Source organism: Mycobacterium aquaticum (assembly GCF_002086485.1).
GTDB lineage: Bacteria > Actinomycetota > Actinomycetes > Mycobacteriales > Mycobacteriaceae > Mycobacterium > Mycobacterium aquaticum.
In genome coordinates this window covers 90,801-103,457 of sequence record NZ_MVHF01000028.1, presented here as the reverse complement: position 1 = coordinate 103,457, position 12,657 = coordinate 90,801, and the positions used below count along the sequence as shown (strand labels likewise).

Sequence of the window (12,657 nt, the reverse complement as noted above, 5' to 3'; positions counted from 1 at the left end):
GGCCAGGGTGGGGAACAGGGCCGCGCCGTGGGGTTCGGTGCGGTAGATGTGCCCGGTGGGGGCGGTGAGAAGCACGGTGCCGTCGGGCAATTGACGATCAGACCAGCCGGGGCAGAACGTTTTGACCAAGTGGTGATGGCGGCAGTACAGCTTGAGGTTGGATGGGTGGGTCGCCCCGTAGGGGTAGGGCACGGTGTGGTCGATGTCGGTGGCGAGTGCGGGGGCGTCGCAGCCGGGCCAGCGGCAGGTCAGATCACGCCATCGGATGAAGTCGCGCAACGCCGCCGTCGGGCGGTACCCGGGTGTTTCGGTGGGCACGGTGACGGGTGTGGTGCGCCCGGCGGCGGCGAGTTCTCGTACCGTCTGGGCGGGTTGGATCCCGAAGCCGGGCAGGTATCCCGGCTTATCGGAGGTGCCGTCGACGGTGGCTTGGTCGGCCAGGACATGTACCACCGCGGCGTCGGCGGCGGCGCGGGTGGCGGCGGCGGGGCAGTCCGGGGTGCCGCAGCGGCACGGCAATTGGGCTTCGAGTCGCGACAGTGGCCCGAGGGCGTCGGAGCGGCGTTGTTGGTGGGTGCGGGGGTCGTTGGCGCAGACGGTGGCGGCCAGGGCGTCGAGGCGTTGATCGAAGGAGGCGCCGTCGGCGGCGCTGACGGTGCCCCACACCACGGCTTGGCCGGGGGTGGTCGGCTCGACGGTGATGTGGCGGGACTCTTCGACACTGGGGGGTACTCGGACGCCGTTGGGGTCGTATTTGGCCACCCATTGATCGACGCGGTCTTGCAGTTTCTGGTCGGACAGGCGCATCCACTTGGGGGCGTGGCGGGCCAGGGCGGCATCCAACTCGGGGAACACGCCCGTGTCGACGGTGGCGGTGCGGGTGATGATGGTGCGGACCACCCGGTAGTCGATGGCCCCGGCGGCGAACACCGCCGCCACCAGGGGCAGTTTGTCCCGCAAGGCGCGGGCGTACTGGATTTGTCCGCCGGCGCGGGCGCGGCTGATGGCCAGGGCTGCGGATACTTCGGCGGCGACTTCTTCGAAGGGGTCGGTGCGCCAGAAGATGGTTTCGGCCAGTTCGCGTTCGCGGCGGGCGTCGAGTTCGCCGATCAGGGCCAGGCGTCGGGCGATGGCCGCGGCCTCCGCGCGCCCCGCATCGCTCAACCCGTCGATCAGGTCAGCGTCAGCGAGGGTATCGAACACATGTTCTATTATGCCATCGTCTGCTGACAAATCGCGGTGTGATGTCTCAGGGCATCGTCGCACTGACAGCCTGATTGTTTATGGCTGTGCGAAGCCCTCCTGAAGGCTCCGCGTAAATATAGGGACCGTGAGCCAGTACGATAACCAGCGAGCTATTTAGAGTCCCGTTGGTCGACCGCCTGACGTTTCGACTCCGGCAGTTGGGCATACAGGTGAGCGATCCGCTGCGGTCGGTAGACCAACCGCTCAACGACCAAATTCAGTAGCTCGAACAAGGCTTCAACGCTCGGCGACTGGTCGTCGAGTTGGACTTCTCGTGGATGCACAGCTCCATTGCCGGTGAGTCTCAGATAGTCCATTGCCTGTTGCAACGACTCGTCGAGTCTGCCGTCCTTCACCAGATTTCCGATGGCATCATTGAGACTGACGTTCTGCTGTCCCAAATGATTGGTAGTGAGGACTTCAAGGGCAGTACGCAGCAGCGCCGACGCACTCCGGGGAGACAAATCAGCAATCGAGGCTGCCTCGTCGTATAGAGCGAGTACATCTGCAGGCATTCCCTCTTGTGCAGGCGGAGCCGCTGATCGGCGAGGGTGGACAAGTTCGCCATCGATCCACCAGGAAATATGGCCGCAGGCACCGCACTTGCAGCGACGAGCTTGCTCGATCTCCTCGGGCCCCTCGTCCTTATAGGTCTGAAGGTAGAGCTTGAGCCAATTCTGCGAGACGAGCGTGCCACAGAACGGACAGGTGAATTGCCACTCGCTCATCGCGGGCTGCACGAACTTTGGCACTATGAATACTTACCCCATCCGGACAGTCGTTACCGAACCTGGTCCCACGCGCGCCGTACGACGCCACGAGCGGTGTCGCGAGGGCAGTCCAACCCAGCTTCCTTGAACTGCTTCTGCACGAAGCGGGTCGCACCGTCCTCGTTGGCCTCATCTGGGCTGGGCACGCAGACTCCCTTCGGAAAGTTGTTCCGCAGGTGCTTCTTGATGCATTTGACAATGTTCTCCACGTCGCCGTTGCTCACATCCCCACGGTAAACAAGGGATCCGACATTGCGTCGGTTTTATGCCTTCGCTCCGAAGCGCTTTTGAAAGCGGACCGACGTGGACAGAGCTCGCCCTAGGCAATTGCCGTTGACGTCGGGCTCGGCTGATACCTTTCCTCTGTGGCCGTGGGCAAGTTCAAGGTATTCATCAGCTGGTCTGGACAGCTGTCACGAAATGTCGCGGCTGTGTGGCAAGACTTGGTAAGAGAGACGTTCGATTCAGTACAACCGTTCATGTCCGAGGAAAACATCGGGTCGGGTGAGCGTGGTCTCGCCAAGATCGCCTCGGAGCTGTCGGGTACGTCGTTCGGGATCATTGTCGTTACGCAGCAGAATCAGAACTCCCCCTGGTTGAACTACGAAGCCGGCGCACTGTCGAAGGATGTTGACGACGAAACTGTGCGTGTCGCCCCGTCATTGGTCGACTTCGAGCGGAAGAACGATGTCACCGGCCCCCTTGGTCAGTTCCAAGCGAGCCTGCTGAACCGCGAAGGCGTCGAGAGCATCGTCGTCGAAATAGCGAAGGTCGTCGGGGCTGAAGAGCGGGCGGTAAAAAAGCGTTTCGCCAACTCATGGGGACAGGAGTACGAAAGCCGGTTCATGTACGCGAAGACGGCTGACGTAGAACTACCTGTTACGAAGCGTCGGAGTAATGATGAGATCCTCGATGAGATTCTCACGATTGTGCGCGAGATGGCTCGGTCACCGCTGCACACAGACGGAGCGGCATTGTGGGCGCATCTTGTTCCCCTATCCGCCGGCGGCACTAGCAGTAGCGGCGATGTCGGCAAGCCAAAAGTGCAGCGCGAGATTTTGGTGCTGGAACCCGGAGACTGGGTGGTACACGACAAGTACGGATCTGGCAAGGTCGAAGAGGTGTCAGGTGAGGGCTCAAGCCAAATGTCGCTTATCGACTTCGGCCAGGGCGGTCGGGTCAAACTGATGCACAATCATGCGCCGGTGGAGAAAGCGCCCTTTTAATAACCTCGCAGTCAAACCGACGAGGCTATGACTTCCATCTGACCTGTACACGGTCAGGGTTGAATCCATGGCCACCTTTGACGACCGGCGCAATGGTCACCGTCATGGGCAGCCGGATGGCAGCGCGCAGCGGTAGTGGCCGCGACTTGAAACCGTTCGGCAGCCCTGCGTAATGACCAACCGTTTTCGACGATGCAGCGAGCAAGGTGTAGACGGCCGGTTTCTGACAACACGGCATTACCGTGGGACATTAAGGCCTCCGAGACGAGTTGGTGCGTCCTCTACAGCTCGCACTTCACTCGGAGGTCTTAATGTGCCACGCCAATCCGTACCTAAGGTCCGTAGTCAACTCAGGCTAAGAAGCAAAGAGACCGCGATTGCCCGCGATCCAGGCGTCGATATGGCCCATGGTGGTCGCGAGCGCATCCCCGGAAAAGACGAGGTGATCAGAGCCGGCGATGTCGACGCATGTGCCGTACCGATAGCGGGCCGCTGTCTTGGGCGCGATTTGTGGCGGCACAAGCAGGTCATGTTCGGCCCGCAGGGTGAGCACGGGGGTTGTGACTGCCGCGAAATCCACTGTTGTCGCGTTGCCGCGGTCCAAGAAGGGGAACACGATTTCGCAATATGCTCGACCTGAGTCGCAGACCAAGTCGGCAAAGAACCCGCGGGCGTCCTCGTCGGTCTGCGTATTGGCTATCCATCGCCGAAACCGTTGCCAATCAGTCGGATACAGCGGTTTGGCCCAGGGTTTCGGCTGTATGAAGTGCGTGCCGAAGACGCTGGCGAAGGTTCGCACCGTAGACGGGGTCGGGGCGAAGATGCCTGCGGCCGGCGAGGGGGCAGGCGGCGACGACACCTGCATGGCGGGCTCGTGCAGCGACGAGCTGTGCGAGCAGGCCGCCAAGCGACAGGCCCACGAGAAGCGGCGGGGAGTCCAGCGAGTCGACGAGGGATACGAGGTCGTCGGTGTAGTCGCGCATGCTCACTGCCGCGACCTTGTCGGCGCCGTCCTCCAACGGCAGTTCGTGATGGCGCAGCGTCGGGGTGTGCACGGTGTAGCCGCGCCCTTCGAAGGCTGCTCGGGCCGGCGCCCAGCTGTCGCCGCGGCCCCACGTGCCGTGGATGAGAACGACGTGCGTGCAGTCGGGCATCACATCAGGGTGACGCCCGAGCGGTCAGACAGTGGCCCAAACGCCAAAGATCGCACCCATATCCCATGCCACACTTGCCCAATGGCATTGTTCGGAAGCTCCGACGACGATCTGCGGCGCCGCATCGAGGACCTGGAACGGCGGGTCGCGTTCCTGGAGCGCGCGGCTTCGGCCGCGGGCCGACCCACGGCGCCGACGCCCGGCCGGCCCGGCGAGCTGGTGGCCAGCCCGATGGTGCGTCAATTGGCCTTGCAGGGCAACAAGATAGCGGCCATCAAGCTACTCCGGGACGAGACGGGTCTCGGCCTCAAGGAAGCCAAGGACATCGTCGATCGATTGGCCTGATCGGCCGGGCCTCAGTGCCGCCTCGAGTGGTGGAACCAGCGGAAGTGACGGTGTGAAGACCGCTGGGTCTGCGCGGCCTTGTCGATCTTGTCGCCGATCTTGGCCGCCAGCTCCCCGACGAACTGCGGATCGGACTTGTCGTCGCACAGGCCGACCTCGACCACCACGTTGTCCCGCGCGCTCAGCCCGTCATGGCAGGTCCACCCGCCGGCGTCGGAACCGAGCTTGGTGATCGACCACAACACCACGCCGTCGCTGTCGGAGACATCGCCATTGCGCCAGCTGTCGACCGTGGGAGGAGTGTCGCCGGTCATGGTCACCTGGAACGTCTTGCCGACGCACTGCTGCCATTTGTCCTTGGTGGTGGAGACGAACTTCTGCGCGGAGTCCGCATCGGGAAACGCGACGACGGCCTGCGTGAGGCTGAAATCCTTGCCTTTGTCGGCATCGGAATCGGTTGACTTGAGGTTCTGCCTGCGCACCGCGGTCGATCCGCTGCCGGCGTGCTCGCGCTCGGCGCCGAGGACGAAGTTGCACGGATCGGGTTCGCTGGTGTCCCAGGAGCTTTCGACTTCGCCACCGTAATCCGTGTCGGCGACCAACGGTGCGGTACCCAGGATGGTGCCGGCCTCGGGCTTGGTCAGCAGCACGCCGGCCAGTGCGGACTCTTTGACGATCCGTTCCTCGTCGGAACCGCCGAGCAACCACAACACCAACGCGACGATCAGCATCACGACCACGAACACCACCCCGAGAACGATGATGATCAGGCGCGAGCGGCTGCGGCGCGGCGGGGCGGGCGGAGGCGGCGGAGCCGCGTAACCGCCACCGGGCGCCCACGGCTGGCCGGGCACCGGCTGCGGCGAGCCCCAGTTCTGGGCGGACGGCCAGGGGTCTGCTGGCGGAAACGTCATCGTGGTTCCTTCGTCAAGCCTGGGGGAGCTGGTGACGGCGGACAACGCGGCCTGGATCGCCCCCCGGTAGCTGAAGCGTAATGGGTCAACCTGCGCCCGCCCGACGGTAATCCGTCAACTCGAGGGCGGGCCGCCACGCGGCCAGCTTGTCGGCATAGGCCATGGTGTGCGCGGGGCTCGTGGACGGGAGCCGCACGCTGGGTGGCGAAGTCTCCACGGCCACGAGGCGGCGGTAGTTGGTCTCGGCGGCCGCGCCGTTGAACACCACTCGAACGATCTCGCGGTGAGCGACGAAGAACGTCCCGAAGTCGTTGGGCACCATGCTGTCTGGCTCCACAGCGGAATCGAGGCTGCCGACCCGGCGACAGGATCGCAGGACGTCCCATACGGCGATCCCGCGCTGCACCAGCGCGTGCACCCGCTCGTCATAGGGGGCGGCCGCGTCGAATCCGAGCACGTCGGCGGTGATCCGCCAGAACGCATTTCGCGGATTGCCGTAGTACTGGCCGGCGGCCAGGGACATGACGCTCGGCATGTTTCCGAGGATGAGCACGCGGGGTCGGGTGCCGACGATGGGGGCCAGCCCGTGCAGGAGCTCACTCACCCGAAGCACTCAACCACACGCGGGCGCCCCGAACGGAGTGGGGAATTCACGTTCGGGGCGCCATGTCGTGTGGTCTCAGCTCAGGTGATGGACCTCCTGCAGTCCGTACACCGGCGTCTCGAGCCCTTCATAACGGGCCTTGAGCTGCAACGCCAGATACAACGAGTAGTGCCGCGACTGGTGCAGATTGCCGCCGTGGAACCAGAGGTTCTCCTGCTGGGTGGGCTTCCACATGTTGCGCTGCTCGCCCTCCCACGGGCCGGGATCCTTGGTCGTGTCCGAACCCAGGCCCCAGACCTTGCCGACCTTGTCGGCGACGTCCTGGCCGATGAGGTCGGCGGCCCAGCCGTTCATCGAGCCGAAGCCGGTGGCGTAGACGACGACATCGGCGGGCAATTCGGTGCCGTCGGCCAGGATCACCGAGTCCTCGGTCAGGCGGTCGACCTGGCCGTGCGCCAGCTTGACGCTGCCGTCGGCGATCAGGTCCGATGCGCCCACGTCGATGTAATAGCCCGAGCCGCGACGCAGGTATTTCATGAACAGCCCCGAGTCGTCGTCACCGAAGTCCAACTCGAAACCGGCAGCTTCGAGGCGTGCGTAGAAGTCCTTGTCGCGCCGACGGATTGCGTCGTAGATCGGTCGTTGGAAGTCGGCCATGATGCGGTAGGGCAGCGACGCGAAGGTCAGGTCTGCCTTCTCCGTCGTCATGCCCGCCGCGACGGCCCGCTCCGAGTAGAGGTCGCCCAGGCCCAGATCCATCAGTGACTCGGACTTGACGATGTGCGTCGAGCTGCGCTGCACCATGGTGACGTCGACGTCGTTCTCGTAGAGCGCCTTGCAGATGTCGTGCGCGGAGTTGTTGGACCCGATCACCACGGCGCGCTTGCCGACATACTGGTCGGGGCCGGGGTGGTGGCTGGAGTGGTGCTGATCGCCACGGAACACTTCCTGGCCGGGCAGCGTCGGGATACTGGGCTTGCCCGACATGCCCGTCGCCAGTACCAGGTGCACCGGTCGCAGCGTCACTGGCTCGCCGTTGCGGTTCACCTCGACCGTCCAGCGCTTTTCGGCCTCGTCGTAGGAGGCCGAGAGGCACGTCGTCGAGCTCCAGTACGGGACCTCCATGACGCGTGTGTAGAACTCGAGCCAGTCGCCGATCTTGTCCTTGGGCGCGAACACCGGCCAGTTGGCCGGGAACGGCAGGTACGGCAGGTGGTCGTACCACACCGGATCGTGCAGGCACAGCGACTTGTAGCGCTTGCGCCACTGGTCACCCGGGCGTTCGTGCTGGTCGACGACGATGGCGGGCACGCCGAGCTGGCGCAGCCGGGCGCCCAGCGCGATGCCGCCCTGGCCACCACCGATCACCACGATGTAGGGCTGCTCGGTGTAGCCCAGCGTCAGTTCCTCGTCGAGGCGCTTCTCGGCCCACGATCGCCGGTCCGGGTCGGAGCCGTGCACGGCTCCGAGGACGCGGGTCGCCCCCTTGCGCTCCTCGTGGCCCTTGAGTTCCTGCAGGGTGGTCAGCAGAGTCCAGCCCTTGTCGTCGCGCAGCCGCAGATGACCCTTCCCGCGGCCGACGGCGGTCTCGAACTCGATGAACGCCGAGGTGATGACGTGTTCGCCGTCGAGGTCCTCGGTCGGGGGTTCTGCAGTCCGGAACCCGGACGGATCGGTGTCGTGCAGGCGCTCGGTCAGCATGCCGGAGATGCCGGCGTGACCTTCGACCGTCTTGAGGTTCCAGGTGAACGCGACGAGGTCGCGCCAGAAGCTGTCGGTGGCGAACTTCCCGACGACGCGGTTGATGTCCCGTTCGGCCAGTGCGGACTCGAAGTCGGCCAGCCAGGCGTCAACCCGTTCCTGCGGTGACAGTGTGGCCAGCGGTGCTGCGGTGGTCTGTGTCATGTGAGTCAGCCCACACGGTGGCAACGACTGCGACAAGGGTTGCACGGGGTTGCAGCCTGCCCGACGGTTGCGGGCGCAAATGAACACAGGAGCGAACGCAACCTCTTGCAACCCTTACGGCGAACGGGCCTGCTGGCCTAGAAACGTCCACCATGAAAGCAGCCGTGTATTACGGACCGAACAAGGTCGAGATCGCCGATGTGCCCGAGCCCCGACCGACCGAAGGGACCGTCAAGATCAAAGTCGGCTTCAACGGCATCTGCGGCACTGACCTGCATGAATACTATGCGGGACCCATCTTCGTGCCGACCGAACCGCATCCGCTGACCGGGCAGCAGCTGCCCCTGACGATGGGGCATGAGTTCTCCGGGACCATCACCGAGGTCGGCCCCGGCGTCACCGACTACACGCCGGGCGACCGGGTGGCGATCGAGCCGATCTACCGGTGCGGGCACTGCAGCCCGTGCCGGGCCGGGAACTACAACATCTGTCAGCAGATCGGCTTCCATGGCCTGATGTCCGACGGCGGGATGGCCGAGTACACCGTGGTCCCCGTCAACATGCTGCACCGCCTGCCCGACAACGTGTCGCTTGAGTTGGGTGCGCTCGTGGAGCCGATGTCGGTGGCCTACCACGCCGCCACCCTCGGTGAGGTGGGGCCGATGCACACCGCGGTGGTCTTCGGCGCCGGGCCGATCGGCATCGGGCTGTGGTTCGCGCTGCGGGGCAAGGGCCTGGAATCGGTGTTCGTCGCCGAGCCGTCGCCGACCCGGCGGGCTGCCATCGAGGCGCTCGGCGCCAAGACCCTGGACCCGACGACCACCGACGTGCCTGCCTTCATCGCCGATCACACCGATGGGCGGGGCGCTGACGCGGCCTTCGACGCCGCGGGCGTGGCGCCGGCCATCGCGGCCGCCACCGCGTGCGTGGGTGCGCGCAAGCCGACGATCAGCGTCGCCATCTACGAGAAGCCACTGGCCACACCACTGCTCAACCTCGTGATGAACGAATCCCGCATCCAGGGATCGCTGTGCTACACCTCGGCCGATTTCGAAGCCGTCATCGATCTGATGGCGCAGGGGGTGTACGACACGAAGGGCTGGGTCACGCCCATCGAGATCGACGACGTCATCGATGAGGGCTTCGAGGCCCTGCACGCCGGTAAGAAAATGAAGGTGCTCGTCGACCCGAGTGGAGAATCAGCATGACATTGCAGGGCAAGGTGGCGCTGGTCACCGGAGCGGGACGCGGTATCGGGCGGGGCATCGCGCTGCGGCTCGCGCGCGAAGGCGCCGACATCGCATTGGTCGACGTGGTGCCGGACGGCGTCAGCGCGGTGGCTGACGAGGTGACTGAAATCGGGACCAAGGCAACGACATTCGTCGCCGACGTGAGTGACCGCGACGCGGTGTATGCGGCGGTGGAACACGCCGCCACGGCGCTCGGCGGATTCGATGTGATGGTCAACAACGCAGGCATCGCGCTGGTCGGCCCCATCGCCGACGTCACACCCGCCGAGGTCGCGCGGGTGTGGTCCATCAACGTCGACGGTGTGCTGTGGGGCATCCAGGCCGCCGCGGCCAAGTTCATCGAGTTGGGCCGGCCGGGGAAGATCATCAACGCCTCATCGATCGCCGGTCACGACGGCTTCGCGATGCTCGGCGTGTACAGCGCTTCCAAGTTCGCGGTTCGCGGACTGACGCAAGCGGCCGCCAAGGAGTACGCGTCGGCCGGGATCACGGTGAACGCATACTGCCCCGGCATCGTCGGCACCGACATGTGGGTCGAGATCGACAAGAAGTTCGCCGAGCTCACCGGCGCGGCAGAGGGGGAGACGTTCCAGAAGTACGCGGGCGGCATCGCTCTGGGGCGGCCGGAAACTCCGGAGGACGTCGCCGGGTTCGTGGCGTATCTGGCCGGGCCGGACGCCGATTACATGACCGGACAGGCGGGCCTCATCGACGGCGGACTGGTCTATCGGTAGGGCCGTCGTAGCGCGTTGATGTGACGGGGAGCACAATTGCAGGCGATGTCCGGATCGTCGATACCCGAGCCCGCGGTCGCCCCCGGTGAGGACCCGCGTCGTTACGCGCGGCTGCTGACAGCGGTATACGACGCCACCATGTCGGGGGACCGGGCGCCGGCCCGGCCCCGCTCGATCATCGAGGACTCCTGGAACAGGTTGCGTGCCAAGGGAATCAATCCCGAGGAGCACAACCCGCCACGCATCGAGACCGGCTTGGAGTTGCTGCGCCAGTCGTCCGGGCTGGTCGGGGTGCTCGGTGACGTCACGCGTGGTCTCGAATCGGTGATCCAGGAGGGCGACAACATCCTGGTGATCGCCGACGCCCGCGGCCGTGTGCTGTGGCGGTCGGGCTCACCTCGGGTGCTGGCACTCGCCGACCGCCTCGGCTTCATCGAGGGCGCATGCTGGAGCGAAAATGCGGTGGGCACCAATGGAATTGGCACGGCGCTCGTGTCGCATTCCGCGGTGCAGATCTTCTCGGCCGAGCATTTCCTGCGCAGCCACCACCCGTGGACGTGCGCCGGGGCGCCAATCCGCGACCCGCGTACCGGCCAGGTGATCGGGATCGTCGACGTGTCCGGCCCGGCGCCCACCGTGCACCCCACGACGGTGGCACTGGTCGACCTGGTCGCCCGGCTGGCCGAGTCGCAACTGCGTGAGGTGCATGAGCGCACCCTCAACCGGTTGCGCACGGTGTCGGCGCCGATCCTGGCCCGGATGCGCAGCCCGGCGCTGGCCGTCGACACCGACGGCTGGGTGGCCGCGGTGGATTCCCTGCCGCTGCACAACCGGGTGCTGTTGCCGGAGGAAGGACTGCCCGGCCGGGTGTGGATACCGCCGCTCGGTATGTGCGACGTCGAGTCGCTGCCGGGCGGCTGGCTGGTCCGGGTGGCCGCCGACGCCGAACCGGCCCCGGCGCCGGCACGGGTGACCCTCGATCTGCGCGACAGTGAACCCTCGCTGGAGATGGTGGGGCAGTTCGGTAGCTGGCGCCGCGGGATCTCCAGCAGGCACGCCGAGATCCTGCTGGTGCTGGCCACGCGTCCGGAGGGCCGCTCAGCGCAGGAGCTGGCCGCGGATCTCTACGGTGACGGCTCCCGCGTGGTGACGGTGCGCGCCGAGATGTCCCGGTTGCGTAAGCAGTTCGTCGGCCTGCTGTCGGGTAAGCCCTATCGATTCGCCGATTCGGTGCTGGTCGACGTCCGTTACCCACAGGACATGACGACGCTGCTGACCGCGTCGACGGCCCCGGCGGTGCGAGCGGTCCGCGCCATCCCCTGACGCGCTACCTTGGCGTGGTGTCAGACGACGATTTGCTCGATGGTCTGGAAGGCGACGCCCGCGCCGAACGTGCCGAGCTGATCCCGTGGCTGCTGGGTCGGGGGATCACCGTCGAGCAGATCCGCCACGAGATCGCTCCGGCACTGCTGGCTCCGCGCCGCATCCTCGGGGACGACGGTCAGTACGTGTCCGCGCGGGAGATCAGCGAGCAGGTCGGTATCGATCTCGAGCTGCTGCAGCGTCTGCAGCGGGCCATGGGCCTGCAGTCGGTCGACGACCCCGATGCCGTGGTGCTGCCGCGGGCCGACGCCGATGTCGTGGCTCTTGCCCAGCGTTTCATCGAGCTCGGCGTGGAGCCCGACCAGGTCGTGCTGATCACCCGGGTGCTTGCCGAGGGCCTGGGCCGGGCCGCCGAGGTGATGCGCTACGCGGCGTTGGCGGCGGTGCTGACCCCTGGCGCGACCGAGCTGCAGATCGCGCAGGCCTCCGAGCAGTTGGTGGCCGCGGTGGCGCCGCTGATCGGGCCGATGATCCAGGACATGCTGTTCGTCCAGCTGCGCCATGCGCTGGAGACCGAGGCGGTCAACGCCTCCGAACGTGCCGAGGGGGTGCCGCTGCCCGGTGCCCGGTTGGTCAGCGTGGCCTTCGCCGATCTGGTGGGTTTCACGCGGTTGGGCGAGGTCGTGCCTCCCGAGGACCTGGAGCGGTTGGCCAACCGGCTCGCCGACGCCGCACGCGATGTCGCGGTGGGGCCGGTGCGGCTGATCAAGACCATCGGCGATGCGGTCATGTTGGTGAGCCCCGACGCGGCCGCCCTGCTCGACGCGGCGCTGGCGCTGGTGGCGGCCACCGAGACCGACGAGGATTTCCCGCGGCTGCGGGTGGGGCTGGCCACCGGGCTGGCGGTGAGCCGGGCCGGTGACTGGTTCGGCAGTCCGGTGAACCTGGCCAGCCGGGTCACCGGCGCGGCACGGCCGGGCAGCGTGCTGGTGGCTGAATCGACGCGCGAGGCGATCGGCGAGAGCGAGCGGTTCAGCTGGTCATTCGCCGGGGCGCGGCGCCTCAAGGGCATCAAGGGTGAGGTGAAACTGTTCCGCGCGCGGCCTGCTTGACGGCGCGGACGCGCTTTATCGAATCTTCACAGAACGACTAGGCCGGCCATATCCATCCCGGGCAGGCTCGAGTTG

General features: G+C 66.0%; 13 protein-coding genes and 2 pseudogenes. 6 read left to right on the top strand and 9 right to left on the bottom strand.

The window, feature by feature from the left end; genetic code table 11:
* The 3 genes from BST13_RS24240 to BST13_RS24230 form a co-directional block, all read right to left on the bottom strand.
* The coding region (locus tag BST13_RS24240) for an HNH endonuclease signature motif containing protein (protein WP_083166542.1) at positions 1–1,203 on the bottom strand (1,203 nt) is incomplete at its 3' end.
* 152 nt (positions 1,204–1,355) lie between these two features.
* Positions 1,356–1,997, bottom strand: coding sequence for a DUF4145 domain-containing protein (locus tag BST13_RS24235; protein WP_083166541.1), 642 nt, complete (start codon positions 1,995–1,997; stop codon positions 1,356–1,358).
* Positions 1,998–2,026: 29 nt separating this feature from the next.
* Positions 2,027–2,239 (bottom strand): hypothetical protein, encoded by a 213-nt coding sequence (locus BST13_RS24230; protein WP_083166540.1) that lies wholly within the window; start codon positions 2,237–2,239, stop codon positions 2,027–2,029.
* A 777-nt stretch (positions 2,240–3,016) separates the two neighbouring features.
* Here BST13_RS24230 and BST13_RS39080 point away from each other — a divergent pair.
* Positions 3,017–3,241: pseudogene (locus tag BST13_RS39080) on the top strand (hypothetical protein); the annotation flags it as partial.
* A gap of 122 nt (positions 3,242–3,363) precedes the next feature.
* On the opposite strand, the pseudogene BST13_RS24220 reads toward BST13_RS39080, so the two are convergent.
* From BST13_RS24220 to BST13_RS24210, 3 genes and pseudogenes are all read right to left on the bottom strand, one after another.
* A pseudogene (locus BST13_RS24220) lies at positions 3,364–3,492 on the bottom strand (IS481 family transposase); the annotation flags it as partial.
* A gap of 104 nt (positions 3,493–3,596) precedes the next feature.
* Positions 3,597–3,857 (bottom strand): alpha/beta fold hydrolase, encoded by a 261-nt coding sequence (locus BST13_RS24215; protein WP_083166537.1) that lies wholly within the window; start codon positions 3,855–3,857, stop codon positions 3,597–3,599.
* A 106-nt stretch (positions 3,858–3,963) separates the two neighbouring features.
* Positions 3,964–4,395 (bottom strand): esterase/lipase family protein, encoded by a 432-nt coding sequence (locus tag BST13_RS24210; protein WP_083166536.1) that lies wholly within the window; start codon positions 4,393–4,395, stop codon positions 3,964–3,966.
* A gap of 81 nt (positions 4,396–4,476) precedes the next feature.
* On the opposite strand from BST13_RS24210, the gene BST13_RS24205 reads away from it, so the two are divergent.
* Entirely contained in the window at positions 4,477–4,740 is a 264-nt protein-coding gene (locus BST13_RS24205; protein WP_083166535.1) for a ribosomal protein L7/L12, read from the top strand.
* Positions 4,741–4,751: 11 nt separating this feature from the next.
* On the opposite strand, the gene BST13_RS24200 is transcribed toward BST13_RS24205, so the two are convergent.
* The 3 genes from BST13_RS24200 to BST13_RS24190 all read right to left on the bottom strand — a co-directional run bounded on the left by BST13_RS24200 (position 4,752) and on the right by BST13_RS24190 (position 8,163).
* Entirely contained in the window at positions 4,752–5,654 is a 903-nt protein-coding gene (locus tag BST13_RS24200; RefSeq protein ID WP_083166534.1) for a sensor domain-containing protein, read from the bottom strand.
* Positions 5,655–5,739: 85 nt separating this feature from the next.
* Positions 5,740–6,258, bottom strand: coding sequence for a DNA-deoxyinosine glycosylase (locus BST13_RS24195; protein ID WP_083166533.1), 519 nt, complete (start codon positions 6,256–6,258; stop codon positions 5,740–5,742).
* 75 nt (positions 6,259–6,333) lie between these two features.
* Positions 6,334–8,163 carry a flavin-containing monooxygenase gene (locus BST13_RS24190; RefSeq protein WP_083166532.1) on the bottom strand — a complete coding sequence of 610 codons (1,830 nt, stop codon included), beginning with the start codon at positions 8,161–8,163 and terminating at the stop codon, positions 6,334–6,336.
* Positions 8,164–8,315: 152 nt separating this feature from the next.
* Here BST13_RS24190 and BST13_RS24185 point away from each other — a divergent pair, with 152 nt between their 5' ends.
* Genes BST13_RS24185 through BST13_RS24170 form a run of 4 tightly spaced genes read left to right on the top strand, consistent with a single transcriptional unit; the run spans position 8,316 to position 12,582 of the window.
* Complete coding sequence (locus tag BST13_RS24185) at positions 8,316–9,371, top strand: 2,3-butanediol dehydrogenase (protein WP_083166531.1); 1,056 nt, start codon at positions 8,316–8,318, stop codon at positions 9,369–9,371.
* Positions 9,368–10,147: an acetoin reductase gene (locus tag BST13_RS24180; protein ID WP_083166530.1), complete on the top strand. Its 780-nt coding sequence runs from the start codon at positions 9,368–9,370 to the stop codon at positions 10,145–10,147. Before BST13_RS24185 ends, BST13_RS24180 begins: the two co-directional genes overlap by 4 nt.
* 45 nt (positions 10,148–10,192) lie before the next feature.
* Positions 10,193–11,470: a GAF domain-containing protein gene (locus BST13_RS24175; RefSeq protein WP_083166529.1), complete on the top strand. Its 1,278-nt coding sequence runs from the start codon at positions 10,193–10,195 to the stop codon at positions 11,468–11,470.
* Positions 11,471–11,484: 14 nt separating this feature from the next.
* A complete protein-coding gene (locus BST13_RS24170; protein WP_083166528.1) occupies positions 11,485–12,582 on the top strand; it encodes an adenylate/guanylate cyclase domain-containing protein in 1,098 nt (365 codons plus the stop codon).
* Positions 12,583–12,657 lie beyond the last annotated feature (75 nt).